Source organism: Micromonospora sp. NBRC 110009 (assembly GCF_030518795.1).
Taxonomy (GTDB): Bacteria; Actinomycetota; Actinomycetes; order Mycobacteriales; family Micromonosporaceae; genus Micromonospora.
The window spans coordinates 4,857,935-4,874,041 of the sequence record NZ_CP130427.1 but is presented as its reverse complement, the minus strand read 5'-3'; the positions used below and the strand labels follow the sequence as shown (position 1 = coordinate 4,874,041).

The following is a 16,107-nucleotide window of genomic DNA, read 5'->3' as shown; positions in this document are numbered from 1 at the left end:
CCGGCGGTCACGTTGCGGGAACTGACCGCTGCTGGGCCCGTTCGGCAGCCTTCAGCTGCGCTGCGCGGCCAGCACCGCGCCTCAGTTGTCGCCGTCGAGGACCTCGCGCAGCTTGCGCGCGAAGGCCTCCGGCTGGCCGGGGTATCCGAACTCGCCACCGAGGAAGCCGCCGTGGTGGCTGGGGAACACGCTCGGCTGCTGGCCGAGCAGTTCGGCGATGGCCGCCGCGCTGCGTCCGGTGAAGATGCCCGCGGACTCCTCGCCCACCGCGATCACGATGCGCGTCGGCGCCGCGGCCAGCGCGTCCAGGTCGGGGCGGTAGCTGCTGACCGCCCAGGACCGGTCCGACAGCAGCGGATCGTCACGGGAGCCGTCGTCCTGGCTCGGCATCCCGAACTGGCCCGGATCCGGCGCGGGCTGGGCGAAGTAGTCCTCGGTGAACTCGCCTCGCCACGACGTCATGGCGATGAAGGCCGCCATGCCGGCATTCGACCCCTTGGCCTCGTACGCGTCGCGAACGCCGCCGCGGGCGAGCTCGGCAGCCTGGGCATCGGGCAGCACCGGAATGAGTGGTGGCTCGTGGGCCACCAGGGTGGTCACGTCGTGGGGAAAGGCCGCCACCAGCGCCAGCGCGGTCACCGCGCCGCCACTGCTGGCGAACATCTCGACCGGTCCGACGCCCAGCGCCTCGATGACGGCGTGCACATCGGCGGCCTGGACCGTGGGCGCGTTGTCGACCCGGCGGTCCCTGCGGCTGCTGCGGCCAAGACCGCGTGGGTCGTAGGTGACCACGGTGCGGTCGGGGAAATGCGACGCCAACGTGGCGAAGCCGCGTGCGTCCATCGGCTGGCCGATCATGAACAGCGGCGGGCGTCCGTCGGCCGTGGGCAGCGGGCCGTGTACGTCGTAGACGATGTCGGCCTCGGCGGTCGCCAGCCTGTGCGTGTTCGTCATGACAAGGTTGACCCCTCCGGTCGGGAAACTCACCGGACCTGCGCCCACGCGCCGGCACCAAGCCTGGCAACGTCTGGAACGTTACGCCTCCGGCACCTGCTCATCGACCCGGATCGTGGTGAAGGCGGGAATGGAGACCTCGTCCGCCGCCACGATCACGCGCAGCGCGTTGGAGATCGGCTCGACCCGCGGTCGCGACGCGCAGGCCGGCCGGCCGGCCGAAACAGCATGCTGACGCCGGTGCCGTGGCGTGCTCGTGCTGCGGGCAGCCGGCCCGGCGCCTGCACCCTTTCACCAGCGTCGCCTGCCCGACCTTCCTTTCCGGCGCCGGGCCGTAGGCGTGCTCCTCGATCGTGCACGCGACGCAGTTCTTCGAGTTCGTCCCGGGCATCGCCGACTCCGCCGCGGACGGTGGCACGGTCCGGATGGCGCCGGTGCTCTTCCAGCCCATGGCCGGCGACGAGGTGGCCCAGGCGCTCGCCCGCGTGTCGGTGGCGTCGCCGGTGAACGGACGGGTCGAGGTCGCCGGGCCTGAGCGGCTCCGGATGGACGAGTTCTTCCGGAACGCCCTGGCTGCGTTGGGCGACCCGCGTGAGGTGGTCACGGACCCACACGCGCGCTACTTCGGCAGCGAGTTGGGCGAACAGAGCCTGGTACCGGCCGACGGGGCGGTGCTCGGGGAGATCAAGTACGCCGACTGGCTGGGCCGGACCGGGTCCGGCAAGTAGCGCACCGGCCCGAGTGACCGGGTGGCGGCGGGAACTCGATTATTGTGATCATCGAGTTCCCGCCCGGTCAGTGATCGCCCGCCGGCCGGCCCTCCTGGTGAGCGGGGATGCGTCGCCCCGGTGCCGGCGGAAGCTCGTGGCTCCCGGCGTCCAGGTCAGTGAGGTCTCCGGCGGCGTTGATGAGGCCGATGTGCGAGAACGCCTGAGGAAAGTTGCCCAGGGCTTCCCCGCTGTACGGGTCGATCTGCTCCGCGAACAGGCCCAGGTCGTTGACCCGGGCGGCGAGCCGCTCGAAGAGCTGGCCGGCCCGGTCGCGCTCGCCAGCCAGCGCCAGGCAGCTGACCATCCAGAAGGAGCAGATCACGAAGCCGGCGGGGTCGCCGGCCCAGCGGCGCAGCAGGCCGTCGTGGGACAGCCTCTCCTCGACCATCCGGATGGTGGAACGCATTCTCGGCTCGTCGGCGGGAAGGAAGCCGACCAACGGCATCATCAGCACCGACGCATCCAGCTCGTCGGTGTCGAACGCTGCGGTGAAGGCCCCCAGCCGGTCGCTCCAGCCCCGAGTCAGCACGGCTCGTCGCACCTCGTCCCGAGCCACTGCCCACCTGGCGAGGTCCGCCTCGTCGCCCAGCCGGGACCCGAAGCGGACGGCTCGGTCCAACGCCGTCCAGCACTGCACCTTCGATGACACGTAATGGCGTTCGGCGTCGCGCGCCTCCCACATCCCGGCGTCCGGCAGGTGCCAGTCCCGCGCGGCCCGCTCGGCCATCCCGCGCAGCAGTCGGCAGATGTCCGGCGGCATCGGGTCGAGATGCTCACGCATCAGCCAGGCGGCGCTGAGCGGCTCACCGTGCACGTCGTTCTGCCGTTGTCGCCAGGCGTCGTTGCCCAGCAGCACCGGGCGGCTGCCGGCGAAGCCGGCCAGGTGGTCGAGGTGATGTTCGGTGAGGTCCCGTTCCCCCTCCACCCCGTACATGATCGGGACGATGCCCTCGTTCTCGCCCATCGACCGGGTCAACCACCCGACGTGCAGGTTGAGCTCGTCGGTGCAGGTCACGCGCCAGAGCGCCTCCAGGGTGAAGCTGAAGTCGCGTACCCAGGCGTAGCGGTAGTCGTAGTTACGTTCGCCGCCCAACTCCTCGGGCAGGGACATCGTCGGGGCGGCCACCACCGCCCCGCTGGGCCGGTAGGTCATGCCCTGCACCACCAGTGCGCTGCGTCGCACCTGCTCCCGATAGCGGCCACGGTAGTCGTGCAGGCCCATCCAAGAGCGCCAGCCTGCGACGGCGTTGTCGATCACCTGCTCGGCGTCGAGCACCGTCGGCGGGCCGGCGTCGTAAGCCGGCGCGTACCCCAGGGTGAAGTGACGCGTCTCGCCGGCCCGTACCGCGAACGACCCGAACGCCTCCCCGACCGCACACTCCAGTGGGACGGTCGCCCGCAGATCCAGTCGGGCCGACGCGGCACTGGCGACGACCGCCTCGTCCTGCTGCACCAACTGGGGGACCATCCGGCCGTACTCGAACCGTGGCCGGTAGTGCACCCGCAGCGGGACCTCGCCGGAGAGGCCCCGCACCACCCGGGCCAGCACCCTCGGCGAGTGCAGACCGACCTCATGGCCCCGCGCGCCCGGTGCCAGGGCCAGCGCGTCGAGCACCGCCACGCTGCCGGTGGGGGTGCTGAAGACGGTACGAAGCACGAGCGTATCGGTCAGGTAGGCACGTTCGGTGCTGAACCTACCCTCGGGCCGGATCACCCAGTGCCCGGCGTCATCATCAAGCAGGCGGGCGAACACCGACGGAGCGTCGAACCGCGCGGGACACCACCAGTTCACCGACCCGGCGCGGTCCACCAGCACCGCGCTCCGACCATCGGCCAGGAAGCCGTGCTCCGCGATCCGTCCGCGCCCCATGGAACGGACTACCCGAGCGGAACCGAGTGACACCGCCACGTCCCGCTCAGGCCCTTCTCCCGGCCTGGCATCGCGGCCCGCCGTACCGGCTCCGGCGCGGTGATCATCGGTTCGGCGATTCGGCCGGACGCCGGGCGTTGGGCGAGGGCCAGACCGGCACCCGCCGCGCGGACCCCACGTGTTCTACTTCCGGGATGCGGGTGGAAGACGACACGGTCATCCCCGAGGGGTCACGGGCCGGCGCGGCGACGCAGACCGGCCGCCCGGCGAGATCCGAACTGGAGATTGTCAACCCCGAGCGGCTGGTCTTCTTCTCGGACGCGGTGGTCGCCATCGCTATCACGTTGTTGGCGTTGGAGCTGCCCGTCCCGGTCGGCCAGACAGACACCGAACTGTGGCGCGATCTGGCTCGCAACCTCAACGAATACGTGGCATTCCTCATCAGCTTCGCGGTGATCGGGGGCCACTGGTTCCTGCACCACCGCACGTTCGGTCACGTAGCCAGGCTGAGCGGGCGGCTGGTCCGCTGGAACATGCTGTGGCTGCTCATGATCGTCCTGACGCCGTTCGTCACCAGGGTCATCGTCGGCGACGGGGCGTTCGCCGCACGGTTCACCCTCTACGCGGCGACCCAGGCGCTCGCGTCTCTCTCCTTCCTGCTGGCAGTGCTGGAGATGGACCGGCACGGGCTGGCCCGGGCGGGCACGCCGCGATCGCTGTTCGCCAACGGCTACCGCATGCTGTCGGTCGCGGCGGGCGCGTTCGCGGTGTCCATCCCGTTGGCCTTCGTGACGCACTGGGCGTACGCGTGCTGGGCGGTCATTCCCTTCGTCGCCCGGGTGGGGCGTCTGGCCGACGCGGCGCGGCGGCGTCCAGGGCGCGCGGCGGTGTAGACCTGTCCGGGTCACACATGCGGTGCGGGCAGATGCGGCAGGTGCTTGACTCTCGCGTTGCCCGAGACTCGATGCTGTTGCGGTGAGCACGGATCACCTGTTGAGCATCGGCGGTTTCGCCATCGTCTCTGGCCTGTCCATAACGGCTCTGCGGCACTACGACGAGGTCGGCATCCTGCTGCCCGCCTGGGTCGACCCGGTTACCGGGTACCGCCGCTACCGGCCGGAACAGGTTCGACAGGCCCGCCTGATCCGCGCTCTGCGTCAGCTCGAAATGCCCGTCGAGTCCATCCGGCAGGTGGTTCAGGACCCTTCCGGAGCGACCGCCGTCGCCCTCCTTCGGAAGCATCGCGACCACCTGGCGCAACGAGTTGAGGTCTTGACCCAGCTGGTTCGCGACGCGGACCGGTACATCGAGCAGGGAGTGGGCATGCCGGCACTCAGCGGTTCACGCATCGTGCAAGCGACGATCAACGCCACCGACCGGGAGGAGCTGATCGCGTTCTACCGACAGGCCTTCGGCGCGACGTTCAACGAGGAGATCGGATCGTTCGAGTTCGGTACGTGGCCGAACGAGGAGTTCTTCCTCCTGACGATCGCAGACGACCAGAAGCATCCCGGCCCGGCCGGGCCGGCGCGGTTCGGCCTACTCGTGGAGGATGTCGACTCAGCACATCAGCGGACGCTCGATGCCGGGGCGAAGGAGGTATACCCGCCCGTCGAGCGGCCGTGGAAGCCACGGTCATCCTGCCTGATCGACCCGAGCGGCAACTACATCGACCTCTACCAGAGCTGAGCCGCACGACGGCCAGGAGCCGGCGCGTGTAGTCGTCCACGACGAGGACAACGACTGGCTCATCGGCGACGGCGTCAACGATCCGAATCTTGACGGAGCCAGCGTGGTGGCCTGCATCAGCCACATCGCCGAAGCCGACCCCTCCATCGCCGAACTCGCAACGCTCCCCACCGGCTACATCGCCCAACGCGACGAGCCGCACCTTCCGTGGACCATCAGCGCCCATGAGTGGCCCGACGAGTAGAGAGTGGAACCCTCGCTCATCTGAGAACTCCAAGCTCTTCCGCGACGGCGCATCGGCGTCGTCACTCAGCTGGTCACCCGCCGGATAGGCTCCGCAAGTGCTGCAACCGAATCCAGCCGATGCGTTCATCGTGTTCGACGCCCAGGATTCTGGCTGTCTCTCCTACGGCATCGAGAGCGCGGGGCAGCGCTGGTTCGTCAAGACTCCGAAAACGTCTGAGGCGGCGGCGGCGCTGACTCGGGCGCTGGCGCTGCACGCCGCCGTCCAGCACGAGACGATCGTCTGCCCGGAGGCGGTCTTTGACGGCACCGAGGGACCGACACTGGTGTACCCGTGGTGCGACGGGACGCTCCTCAACCACGCGACGATCCACGGCTCCGACCGGTCGGGGCTGGCCCGCTTCCAGCAGCTACCCGTTCCCGAGGTGGAGGCGGCCCTGGATGCGATCTTGGAGGCCCACGTCGCCATCACCATCGCCGGCTACGTCGCCGTCGACCTCTACGACGGCTGCTTCCTCTACGACTTCGACGCCCACCGCATGCACCTCATCGACCTCGACGGGTACCGGCCGCGGCCCTTCATCCTCTCCTCCGACCGGCTGCCCGGTTCCCGCCGCTACATGGCGCCCGAGGAGTTCATCCGAGGGGCATCCATCGATCACCGCACAACCGTGCACGCGCTCGGTCGCACCCTGCACCACCTCCTCGACGCACCAGCCGGCTGGCGAGGCACCGCCGACCAACAGGCAGTCATCCGGCAGGCAACCGAGCCGGAACCAAGCAACCGATATCCCGACCCTCCTGCACTCGCATACGCATGGCAACGCGCAACCCGGAGGTGCAGACCGAGCGGGTGGTGACTGTTACCGCCCGGCGGGCACCACGTACGGGAAGGAGTCGGCGCGGGCTTCCTTCGTGGTGTCCGGGGTGAGGCCGGAGGTCATGCCGGTGTTGAGTACCAGGGAGAACATCACCTCGGGCGCGTTGTCGGCCATGGTGCGGCCGTTGCGCGTGGCGAAGCCGTAGTTCGCCGGAGTGCCGACCTGGTACGACAGGAAATCCGGGTAGAGCGCCCGGGCGACGTTCCAGCCGTACGCCTGCGGGTCCGGCGCGGTGCCGTTCGCGGCCACCACCCGGGCCACCGTCGTGGCGATCTCCTCCCCGTCGGCGCGCAGGTCCTCGCAGGGGTGCCGGGTGTTGGCCGGGTTGCTGAAGTCCGTGTCGGTGGGCCAGAAGATCGGCCACATCATCGGGTGCCCGGCGCGGTTGATCTGCCGCCATCCCCCGGCGTCGGTGGCGAGCTTGGTGGCCGCCCAGACACCGAGCTGAGTGTCCTGGCCCAGCATCGGCTCGTCGGAGACCTCGAGGACGATCGAGTCGACGGTGGTGCCGGCGAAACTGTTCTTCGCCTTCTCCGGCTTCCAGGCGTTGCGGTCCAGCTTGGCGCCGTTCTTGAAGGCGTCGTTGACGGTGGCGAGCTGGTCGAGGTCGATGTAGAAGGGATCGGTGATCCGTCCGGCCCAGATCCGCACGTGCTCGCCGGTCACCTCCGCGCCAGTGCGCCCCTCGGCCAGCAGGGTGCCGGTCGCCGCGTCGTTGTAGGCATCGGCGCCGGTGAGCGCGTGCAGGGCGAGGTCCTGCCCGCCCTGGGCGTCGAATTCCCCGAAGGTGACGCGATAGGTCAGCTCCTCCATCTCCGAGCCGTTGATGTGGATCTTGAATTCGTATCGGGCCTCGTGGTGGAAGCCGGGCTTGATGTCCGCCTTCGTCACCGAGCTGTTCACGTCCATCACGAACACGGTGCCGCGTTCGCCGGCGAAGACGAACAGGTCGTCGAGGTAGAGCTGGCCGGTCTGGGCGGCGAGCGGGGTGTCGAGGTGGTGCGACATGGGCTGGCTCCCGAGGTTGCGCCTGATGCAGGACCGGGCCGAGGCTAGCCGGACGAAAAGCCCACAAGAGCCAGATTCACTGACATTACGCCGATCGGGCCGCGGGACGGCGCGCTCAACGGCTCGGTCCAGACGCAACCGCTGGAGGTGCCGGTACCGCTACCCCTCCGGACGCGCCGGCGTCGTCGTCGGCGCCGAGCCGCCCGGCGGGTGCCACGGACCTCGACAGCGCCCTCGCCTGGCGGACGATCGTCCCGGCCACCCCCACCATGGCCAGGCCGTTGACCGCGTGCAGGCCGAAGACGAGCTGGCCGGCGGTGGTGCTTTCGCCGATCGCTCTGGCCACCACCGCGATGACGACCTGGACGGTGGTCAGCCCGGAGACCAGGGCAGCCATGCCGATGAGCCGTCCCGGCATCCGGGCCAGCGCGGCGACGACAGCCATCACCACCGGCACGAGGAAGATGACGTACCCCAACGCGTGATGCATCCGGTAGGACTCGTCATGGGGTGCGGTGCTGAAAGCGCCGGTAGCGGCGAAGAAGAACTGCGCGATGACGATCAGCAGTAGCAGGCTCGCCAGCGCGGCAAACGCTTTGCGCATCGGGGAACTCCTTGAGGTAGGTGGACCAGGGCCCGCGTGGGGGTGGGGCGCCAGTACCGTCCTCACCCCCACGCAAGCTGGGCGTTACTTGTTGTAGTTCTCCCCGAAGGGCTTGCCGGGGATCGGCTTGGCGATGAGCGCGACGGGAATGAAGAAGCAGATCTGGCCGATGGTCACGGTGAGCGTCCACAGGGCCGTGTCGTCGTAGTGCTCGGACGCCTTCGCGAACAGCTCGTCGGGGACGCGTTCCCCGAGCGGGCTCGGGGTGAGGACGGCCTCCACGAGCTCCAGCGCCACCCGCTCGGCGTCGGTGAAGTACGGGGCGTCCCGCCATGACGCCACGGCGGTGATGCGCTGCTCGGTCTCCCCCGCCTTGCGAAGATTCTCGGTCTGCCGGACGGTGTGGTACGTGCTGCCGACGATCTGCCCGGCGCGCAACTGCACCAGGCCGATGGTGGTCCGCGGGATCGAGCCGTTCAGCGTGGCCCTGGTCATCCCTGCGGCGACGCCTCCCAGGTCCGGGAAGACGTGGGCTGGGTCGGGCAGACGCGACCGGAGGTCGTCCTGGACGGTCGTCGTGGGCGTGGACATGGCGAGCTCTTCTCTGTCGATCTCTGCGGTGTGTCTCAGTGGTCCGACGACACAACCGCCGAGAATGTGAGGTGACGCGCCGACGTCACAGTTCGGTGCGGTGTTGCGTCGGACCGGCGAGGGCAGCCGCGACCAAGGGAGCCGGCGACACCATGAGCACCCGATCCGAGCCAGGAGACGGCCGACGCGATCCGGACCTGACCGCGGTCATGAGCGAACGACGCCAACTGATCAATCTCGCCTACCGGCTGCTCGGCTCGCTGGCCGACGCCGAGGACGTCGTGCAGGAGTCCTACACCCGCTGGTACGCGATGTCCCGGCAGCAGCGGGAGGCCATCGAGTCGCCGGGCGGCTGGCTGACGACGGTCGCCAGCCGGATCTGCCTCGACCTGCTCGGCTCGGCCCGGGCCCGGCGCGAGCGCTACCTGGGCGAATGGATCCCGGAACCGCTGCCCGATCGCACCGAGTGGATCAGCGGGCGGCCGGGCGGTGCGGTGGCGGATCCGGCCGACCGGGTCACCCTCGACGAGTCCGTCAGCATGGCCTTCCTCGTCGTGCTCGAGTCGATGACCCCGGCCGAACGCGTCGCGTTCGTCCTGCACGACGTCTTCCGCTACCCCTTCCTGAGGTGGCCGAGATCGTTGGCCGTACCCCGGCGGCGTGCCGCAAGCTGGCCTCGTCGGCCCGCCGCCGGATCCGCGCGCCGCACGCTGCCGCCGCCCCGACCGCCCAGCAGGCCCGCCTCGTCCGGGACTTCAAGTGCGCCTGGGAGGCCAAGGACATAACTTCCCTCATCGGCCTCCTCGACCCCGACGCCACGGCGACCGCCGACGGCGGCGGCCTGGTCAGCACCCTGCACCGCCCGATCGAAGGCGCCGCACAGGTCGCGCGCTACGCCATCGAGATCGCCGGCCTGGTGCCCGACATGACGATCCTGGAGCGCACGGTCAACGGCCAGCCCGGCCTGGTGGCTGAGCGCGACGGTGTCGTCGTGACGGTGATGGCGTTCGACGTCGCCGACGGCCGGATCAGCCGCGTCTGGGCGGTCCGTAACCCCGAGAAGCTCCGCCCGTGGACGGCGCAGCCGTGACGTTCCCACCGGCCGGCGACGGGCAGGCCGGCCTCGAACTGACTGGCGACCCAGCGCATGAGGGCCAGGGCCAGGGTGGACGCTGACGGAAGCGGTCGTAGCCCGCAAGGCCGTAGGGCGCTACCGGGGCGTCAACACACAGAACTCGTTGCCGTCGGGATCGGCCATCACCACGCCGCTGACCTCGCCCGGGCCGGTGTCGATTCGAGTCGCCCCGAGGGAGAGCAGGCGGTCGACCTCTCCCTGCCAATCACTGCCGACAGGTGTTGCGAGGTCGAGATGTAGCCGGTCCCTGCCTACCTTCGGCATCAGCGGCGGGCCACCCCACGTGATCTTCGGGCCGCCGCGCGGCGATTGGATCGCGGTCTCCTGGTCCTGGTCCCAGACCAACGGCCAGCTCAGCGCTTCGCTCCAGAAATACCCGACCTTTTGCGAACCGTCACAGGAAAGCGCGCCGATGAACCCGCAGCCGGCAAGGAAGTTGTTGCCCGGCTCGATGACGCAGAACTCGTTGCCTTCGGGGTCGGCGAGCACCACATGACCCTCCTCCGGGCGCTGTCCGACGTCGACGTGCCGGGCGCCGAGCCCCAGCGCCCGGGCCACCGTCTGCTGCTGGTCCTCCAGGGATGCGCTGGTCAGGTCGAAGTGCATCCGGTTCTGGACGACCTTCCGCTCCTGGGTCGGACGAAAACCGATTCGGAAACCGGTGTCGTCACTGGGCAGGAGCGCGACGCCGTCGTGTGGATCATCGGCCATTTCCCGACCGAGGAGCCCGGACCAGAACCGCGCGAGACGCGACGGTTGGCTCGCCTCGAAGCAGACCGCGAACAGTTGAGTAGTCATTCCGCTGCTCATCTCCGATCCGCTGACCGGCCAGTCGACAGGGCGGCCGGTCAGCCCGTGGACGAGAGGCTAGGGGTGAACCTGCGTCGCCCGCACCTGGGTTTTCGACTGCTTCGACACACGCGCCAGGCCGTACCCGCATCGCGATTGCCCGGTGTCGCCAATGAGCGGAATATTTCGGGGACGCATCAAGGGAAAGCCCCCGCAACGGATCGGGCTGACTCAGTGGTCAGCCCTCGAAGGTCTGCTTGGCTACCGCCATGGCGGACATGGCCCGAGGCCACCCGGTGTAGAAAGCCAGATGGGTGATGGCCTCGACGATCTCGGCCTGCGTGAGCCCGTTCTGCTTGCCGAGGTTGAGGTGGAACGGCAACTGCTCGCCGTTGCCGCCGGCGACCAGGGCCGCGATGGTGATCAGGCTGCGGTCGCGGGGCGCGAGGTCGGCGCGTTCCCAGACGTCGGCGAAGAGCACGTCGTCCGTGAGGGAGACGAGCTTGGGCGCGAAGCCCCCGAGCATCTTCTGGGCGGCGCTCTGCTGCGCGGGTTCGGACATGTCGTACTCCTCATGGTCCAGAGGCGGGCCGCCGGCCGCGGGACGACGCGGCCGACGGCAGGTGGTCATGCGGGCCGGCGGCCGTACTCGTCGTCGGTCACGTGCTCGCCCCACTCCGTTTCCGGCCCGTCCTGCCCCGGGGCGAGGCCGTCCCAGATGGCCAGGTGCGTCATGAAGTGGTCCGGGGCGGCGCCGTGCCAGTGCCACTCCCCCGGCGGACACCAGACAGAGTCGCCCGGGCGCATGACGACGACCTCACCGCCGCGCGGCTGGGTCAGCCCGACGCCCTCGGTGACGTGCAGCAGCTGCCCGTTGGCGTGCCGGTGCCAGGCGGTGCGGGCACCGGGGGCGAAGTGCACGGAGTTGCATCGGCCGATGGTGGCTCCGGTCATGGGAACGATCTGGTCGAACCAGACGTCGCCGGTGAACCAGTCGGCCGGTCCCTTCACCGAGGGGTGCGTGGTCAGAATCTCCAAGGAGTCCTCCTGCGGTACGCCCTGCTCTGTGGGCAGGGGGTTCGGGGGTCAGGAACGCGAAGTCGTGGGGCCCGATCTGGGCCGATTCGGTCAGGCGAAGCGGGTACCCGCCGGTCTCGCCGGCGGCAAGATCATCGACGCATCGTCAGCACGACGCCAGTACGCGCTGCCAGGCCGGCCCGTCCGCGGCTGGCGCAGGTCCTCAGGGATTGAGCAGGACTTTGATGGCGCGACGCTCGTCCATCGCCCGATAACCCTCGGCGGCCTGCTTTAGGGGGAGGGTGAGGTCGAAGACCTTGCCGGGGTCGATCTGCCGGTTCCAGATCAGGTCGATCAGCTCGGGCAGGAAACGACGCACCGGTGCCGGACCGCCGTGCAGGTGGACGTGGGAAAAGAACAGCTCCTCGCCGGGGAGCTGCACGCCGTGGGCGACACCGACGTATCCGACGTGACCGCCCGCACGGGTGGAGCGGATGGCCTGCATCATCGACTCCTGCGTGCCGACCGCCTCGATAACCGAATGCGCCCCGAGACCGTCCGTGAGCTCCTTGATGCGCGCGACGCCCTCGTCGCCCCGCTCGGTGACGATGTGGGTCGCGCCGTAGTGGGCCGCCAGTTTCTGGCGGGGCTCGTGCCGGCTCATCGCGATGATGCGGTCCGCGCCGAGCTGCTTGGCGGCCAGCACGGCGAGCAGCCCGACCGCCCCGTCACCGACGACCGCGACGGTCTTGCCCGGGCCGACTTCGGCGGCGACGGCGCCGAACCAGCCCGTGCCCAGCACGTCGGAGGCGGCGAGGAAGCTCGGGATCAGGTCGTCCGAGGGAGCGTCGGGCGTGGCGACCAGAGTGCCGTCGGCCAACGGGACGCGCAGGTACTCGGCCTGGGCGCCGAGCCCACCGACGAGTTCCCGGTGAATGCACGAGGACTGGTAGCCGGCCTGGCAGATGACGCACGTGTTGTCCGAGGCGAAGAACGAGCCGATCGCGAACTGGCCCGGCTTGACGTTCTTGACCTCGCTGCCGACCTCCTGGACGACGCCGACATACTCGTGGCCCATCGGGGCCGGCCCCTTGACCGCCTCAACGCCCCGATACGGCCACAGGTCCGAACCGCAGATACAGGTCGCGGACAGGCGAATGATCGCGTCGGTCGGCAGCACGATCCGGGGGTCCTCCCGCTCCTCCACCCGGACGTCGCCAGGGGCATGCAGGACAGCACCACGCATAGTTCTTCCTCTCCCAAGGACCGGACGCGATCCGGCCTGTTACCCTCCCCGGCCTACCCGGGCGAGCCGTGATGATGCCGCCGTCCGGGCCTGCTACCCGCCCAGAACGACGACAGTCACTTCCCCTCGCGGCGACCGGTGGCTGCGTTCATCGCCATCCAGCAAACCCCGGCGGCACCCGCTCGGGGAGTTTCTCCTGGAAGGTGTACTGACAGGGCACCCCACCGGCCAGCCATGACACGTACGGTCGAGACGTGGACAACCGCACCGAGGTCCGCGAGTTCCTCGTCTCGCGGCGCGCCAAGATCAGCCCGGAGCAGGCCGGCCTGCCCGCCGGCCCCAACCGGCGGGTCCCCGGGCTGCGCCGCAGCGAAGTCGCGTCGCTGGCCGGAGTGAGCATCGAGTACTACTCGAAACTCGAACGGGGCTCCCTCGCTGGAGTGTCGCCTGGTGTGCTCAACGCCATCGCACGGGCGCTCCAGCTCGATGACGCAGAGCGGGCCCACCTGCTCGACCTCGCCCGAGCCGCGGAAGGCGGCAGCGTCCTTATGCGGCCCCGGCGCCGGACGGCACGGCAGTGGTCCCCGCGCCCCAGCCTGCAATGGGCCCTCGATGCCGTCACCCAGGGTCCCGCGTTCGTGCGCAACGGCCGCATGGACCTGCTCGCCACGAACCGGCTCGCCCGCGCGTTCTACGCCGAGATGTACGCCCAGTCGCAGCGCCCCGCCAACATCGCACGGCACACGTTCCTGGACGAGAAAGCGCGCCGCTTCTACCCGGAATGGGACCTCGCCGCCGACGTTTGCGTCGCCATTCTCCGTACGGAAGCCGGCCGCGATCCGCACGACAAGGATCTCCACGACCTCGTGGGTGAACTCTCCACCCGCAGCGACGAGTTCCGGAAGCGCTGGGGCGCCCACGACGTCCGGCACCACGGCACCGGCGCCAAGAACTTCCGCCACCACATCGTCGGCGACCTGACCCTCGCCTACGAAGGGCTGGAAATGGTCGCCGAACCCGGCCTCACCCTCACGATCTACACCGCCGAGCCCGGCTCCCCGTCCGAGGACGCGCTACGCCTGCTCGCCTCCTGGGCCGCCTCACCGGAAACAGATGCCCGCACCCAGAACGCCCTCTCGGAGTGATGCGGCGGCAACCAGATCCCCGACCTTGCCTCCGGTGCCCTGTCAGTACACCTTTCATCGGGGACTCCCCCGCGGATCGCAGACGAGGTTCGCCTGGATGGCGATGAACGCGACGACCAGCCACCGAGCCCACCGCGGAACGGATGGCGCCGTCCACGCCGAGCAGCGAACCGCTCGACTGAGCCCTACGTCGTCCGGCGCCATCCTGCGCGACGCGACACCCCGACGCCCTGCGCCGAGTAGGTGCCCGTAAGCGCAACCGGCCGCCCCCGCGGCCAGACCTCATCAGGCAGGGGCGGGCGTCGCCAGAAGCGCACGCAGCTCGCGGACCGCTGCCCGCCCGGCGCGGTTCGCGCCGACTGTGCTCGCGGACGGCCCGTAGCCGACCAGGTGGATCCGGGGGTCGGCGACCACCCGGGTGCCGTCCACGACGATGCCGCCGCGGGGCCCCCGTAGCCGCAGCGGGGCCAGGTGGTCGAGCGCCGGCCGGAAGCCGGTGCACCAGAGGATGACGTCCGCGTCCTGTGCCGCGCCGTCGCGCCACTGGACGCCGTCGGGGACGATCCGGTCGAACATCGGCCGGCGCCGGAGGAGACCGCGTGCCCCGGCTTCCTGCAGCTGCGGAGTCCACGCCAGCTCGCTCGCGCTGGCGATGCTTCCTGGCGGCAGGCCGGCCCGCACCCGGGCCTCCACCTTGGCGACCACCTCGCGGCCGTAGTCCGGCGTGAACGGCCCGTCCCGGAACACCGGCGGCCGGCGGGTCACCCAGGTCGTCGTCGCCGCGACGTCGGCGATCTCGACCAGGAGCTGCACGGCCGACGTTCCACCCCCGACGACAACCACCCGCTTCCCGGCGAATTCCGCCGGCCCCCGGTAGTGGGCGGTGTGCAGCTGCCGCCCGTGGAACGTTTCCTGTCCCGGGTAGCAAGGCACGAACGGCCTGGTCCACGTTCCAGTGGCGTTGATCAGTGCCCGCGTGGTCCAGGTGCTGTTGTCGGATTCGACCAGGAGTCGTCCGTCGCCGGCGTCTCGGACGGCCGTGACGGCGACGGGCCGCTGCACGTCGATCCCGAATGCACGCTCAAAGGCGGCGAAATAGGCCGATACCGCGCCGGCGGCTGGTTCGTCCGGCGACGGAGGCGTGAAATGCATGCCGGGCAGGTCGAAGATCCCGTGCACGGTGGCCATGCGCAGCGTCGGCCACCGGTGCTGCCAGGCCCCGCCCGGGGCCGCATCGGCGTCCAGCACGGCGAAGTCAAGACCGGAGGAGCGCAGGTGGTACGCGCTGGACAGCCCCGCCTGTCCGGCCCCGATAACCACGACATCCATCGCCGGCATGTGCCGGACAACGTCTCAAGCTCACCCGGACCTTCCCACGGGCGATGGATCTCACACCGGCCCGGCAGTGGGTGGTGGTCGCTGCTGCCGGCGCCGCACGCACCGTGCCCCGGTGCCTCGGCCAGCCGTACTCGGCAAGCAGGCCGATGCCGCGGGTCCGGTGTCTTATGGTGAAAAACGGGCGGCCGCTGCGGCCGCATGCCGGCGCGAGGCGGTTGCCCGATCAGGCCCGGTGGATCTTTACGTTGTCCAGCCGAAGGGTGGACCGATGGCCGCGACAACGCCGCCGTACCGCGTTTCGACGCCCCGGTGCGACTGTTGAGATGGACTGGGCCGGATGGGCGTTGTTCGGGTTGGTCGCCACCGTGGCGCTCACCGCGGCGCTGATTTCTGCTCAGCTGGCCGGCCTCACTCGCCTCGACCTTCCCCTGGTACTCGGGACCCTCGTCACCGAGGATCCCGACCGGGCCCGGGTCGTCGGGTTCTTCATCCACCTCGGTGTCGGTCAGGGCTTCGCGTTCGGATACGCGGCCACGTTCGCCCTGCTGCACCGGGCCACCTGGTGGATCGGGGCGCTGCTCGGGATGCTCCACGTCGGGATCTCGCTGACGGTGATCCTGCCGCTGCTTCCCGGTGTCCACCCGCGCATGGCCTCGCAGCGGGCCGGACCGGCCAGCACGGCGGTGCTGGAGCCGCCCGGCCTGTTCGCCCTCAACTACGGCGTCCAGACTCCCTCGGTCGCGGCCGTCGTCCACGTCATCTACGGGGTCGTCCTCGGACTGCTCCTCCAGGCCGACTGACCCGTGCCGCCCGACTCGCTACGAGGC

The 16,107-nt window shown here is 69.9% G+C and carries 19 protein-coding genes; 9 read left to right on the top strand and 10 right to left on the bottom strand.

What is annotated here, in order from left to right:
• Positions 1 to 81: 81 nt before the first annotated feature.
• Complete coding sequence (locus Q2K19_RS23085) at positions 82 to 954, bottom strand: alpha/beta fold hydrolase (protein WP_302763642.1); 873 nt, start codon at positions 952 to 954, stop codon at positions 82 to 84.
• A 353-nt stretch (positions 955 to 1,307) separates the two neighbouring features.
• On the opposite strand from Q2K19_RS23085, the gene Q2K19_RS23080 reads away from it, so the two are divergent.
• The gene (locus tag Q2K19_RS23080; RefSeq protein WP_302763641.1) at positions 1,308 to 1,682 is read left to right on the top strand and encodes a Rossmann-fold NAD(P)-binding domain-containing protein; all 375 of its coding nucleotides are present in this window, start codon (positions 1,308 to 1,310) and stop codon (positions 1,680 to 1,682) included.
• 67 nt (positions 1,683 to 1,749) lie between these two features.
• Here the strand turns inward: Q2K19_RS23080 and Q2K19_RS23075 are convergent, their stop codons facing one another.
• Complete coding sequence (locus Q2K19_RS23075; protein ID WP_302763639.1) at positions 1,750 to 3,594, bottom strand: glycoside hydrolase family 15 protein; 1,845 nt, start codon at positions 3,592 to 3,594, stop codon at positions 1,750 to 1,752.
• Positions 3,595 to 3,788: 194 nt separating this feature from the next.
• On the opposite strand from Q2K19_RS23075, the gene Q2K19_RS23070 reads away from it, so the two are divergent.
• The 4 genes from Q2K19_RS23070 (at position 3,789) to Q2K19_RS23055 (ending at position 6,386) form a co-directional block, all read left to right on the top strand.
• Positions 3,789 to 4,487, top strand: a complete 699-nt coding sequence (locus Q2K19_RS23070) for a TMEM175 family protein (RefSeq protein WP_302763637.1) — start codon at positions 3,789 to 3,791, stop codon at positions 4,485 to 4,487.
• An 82-nt stretch (positions 4,488 to 4,569) separates the two neighbouring features.
• Positions 4,570 to 5,283 (top strand): MerR family transcriptional regulator, encoded by a 714-nt coding sequence (locus Q2K19_RS23065; protein WP_302763636.1) that lies wholly within the window; start codon positions 4,570 to 4,572, stop codon positions 5,281 to 5,283.
• 103 nt (positions 5,284 to 5,386) lie between these two features.
• Positions 5,387 to 5,527, top strand: a complete 141-nt coding sequence (locus tag Q2K19_RS23060) for a hypothetical protein (RefSeq protein WP_302763634.1) — start codon at positions 5,387 to 5,389, stop codon at positions 5,525 to 5,527.
• A gap of 97 nt (positions 5,528 to 5,624) precedes the next feature.
• Entirely contained in the window at positions 5,625 to 6,386 is a 762-nt protein-coding gene (locus Q2K19_RS23055) for a serine/threonine-protein kinase (protein ID WP_302763632.1), read from the top strand.
• 3 nt (positions 6,387 to 6,389) lie between these two features.
• Here the strand turns inward: Q2K19_RS23055 and Q2K19_RS23050 are convergent, their stop codons facing one another.
• From Q2K19_RS23050 to Q2K19_RS23040, 3 genes are all read right to left on the bottom strand, one after another.
• Positions 6,390 to 7,415, bottom strand: a complete 1,026-nt coding sequence (locus tag Q2K19_RS23050; protein WP_302763631.1) for a DUF4331 family protein — start codon at positions 7,413 to 7,415, stop codon at positions 6,390 to 6,392.
• 115 nt (positions 7,416 to 7,530) lie between these two features.
• Positions 7,531 to 8,019: a DUF6220 domain-containing protein gene (locus tag Q2K19_RS23045; protein WP_302763630.1), complete on the bottom strand. Its 489-nt coding sequence runs from the start codon at positions 8,017 to 8,019 to the stop codon at positions 7,531 to 7,533.
• Positions 8,020 to 8,103: 84 nt separating this feature from the next.
• Positions 8,104 to 8,610, bottom strand: coding sequence for a carboxymuconolactone decarboxylase family protein (locus tag Q2K19_RS23040; RefSeq protein WP_302763629.1), 507 nt, complete (start codon positions 8,608 to 8,610; stop codon positions 8,104 to 8,106).
• 152 nt (positions 8,611 to 8,762) lie between these two features.
• Between Q2K19_RS23040 and Q2K19_RS23035 the strand changes: the two genes are divergently transcribed.
• Together Q2K19_RS23035 and Q2K19_RS23030 are read left to right on the top strand one after the other, a co-directional pair.
• Entirely contained in the window at positions 8,763 to 9,395 is a 633-nt protein-coding gene (locus Q2K19_RS23035) for a sigma factor (protein ID WP_302763628.1), read from the top strand.
• 140 nt (positions 9,396 to 9,535) lie between these two features.
• Positions 9,536 to 9,700, top strand: a complete 165-nt coding sequence (locus Q2K19_RS23030) for a hypothetical protein (protein ID WP_302763626.1) — start codon at positions 9,536 to 9,538, stop codon at positions 9,698 to 9,700.
• 120 nt (positions 9,701 to 9,820) lie between these two features.
• Here Q2K19_RS23030 and Q2K19_RS23025 read toward each other — a convergent pair whose 3' ends face one another.
• From Q2K19_RS23025 to Q2K19_RS23010, 4 genes are all read right to left on the bottom strand, one after another.
• On the bottom strand, positions 9,821 to 10,543 hold the full coding sequence (locus Q2K19_RS23025; RefSeq protein ID WP_302763624.1) for a VOC family protein: 723 nt from the start codon (positions 10,541 to 10,543) through the stop codon (positions 9,821 to 9,823).
• Between the two features lie 229 nt (positions 10,544 to 10,772).
• Positions 10,773 to 11,096: a carboxymuconolactone decarboxylase family protein gene (locus Q2K19_RS23020; protein ID WP_302763621.1), complete on the bottom strand. Its 324-nt coding sequence runs from the start codon at positions 11,094 to 11,096 to the stop codon at positions 10,773 to 10,775.
• Positions 11,097 to 11,161: 65 nt separating this feature from the next.
• Positions 11,162 to 11,572, bottom strand: coding sequence for a (R)-mandelonitrile lyase (locus Q2K19_RS23015; RefSeq protein WP_302763619.1), 411 nt, complete (start codon positions 11,570 to 11,572; stop codon positions 11,162 to 11,164).
• Between the two features lie 202 nt (positions 11,573 to 11,774).
• A complete protein-coding gene (locus Q2K19_RS23010; protein ID WP_302763616.1) occupies positions 11,775 to 12,797 on the bottom strand; it encodes a zinc-dependent alcohol dehydrogenase family protein in 1,023 nt (340 codons plus the stop codon).
• A 254-nt stretch (positions 12,798 to 13,051) separates the two neighbouring features.
• On the opposite strand from Q2K19_RS23010, the gene Q2K19_RS23005 reads away from it, so the two are divergent.
• Complete coding sequence (locus tag Q2K19_RS23005) at positions 13,052 to 13,942, top strand: helix-turn-helix transcriptional regulator (protein ID WP_302763615.1); 891 nt, start codon at positions 13,052 to 13,054, stop codon at positions 13,940 to 13,942.
• Between the two features lie 285 nt (positions 13,943 to 14,227).
• On the opposite strand, the gene Q2K19_RS23000 is transcribed toward Q2K19_RS23005, so the two are convergent.
• Positions 14,228 to 15,271, bottom strand: coding sequence for an FAD-dependent oxidoreductase (locus tag Q2K19_RS23000; RefSeq protein ID WP_302763613.1), 1,044 nt, complete (start codon positions 15,269 to 15,271; stop codon positions 14,228 to 14,230).
• Positions 15,272 to 15,603: 332 nt separating this feature from the next.
• Between Q2K19_RS23000 and Q2K19_RS22995 the strand changes: the two genes are divergently transcribed.
• On the top strand, positions 15,604 to 16,080 hold the full coding sequence (locus Q2K19_RS22995) for a hypothetical protein (protein WP_302763611.1): 477 nt from the start codon (positions 15,604 to 15,606) through the stop codon (positions 16,078 to 16,080).
• Positions 16,081 to 16,107: the final 27 nt, after the last annotated feature.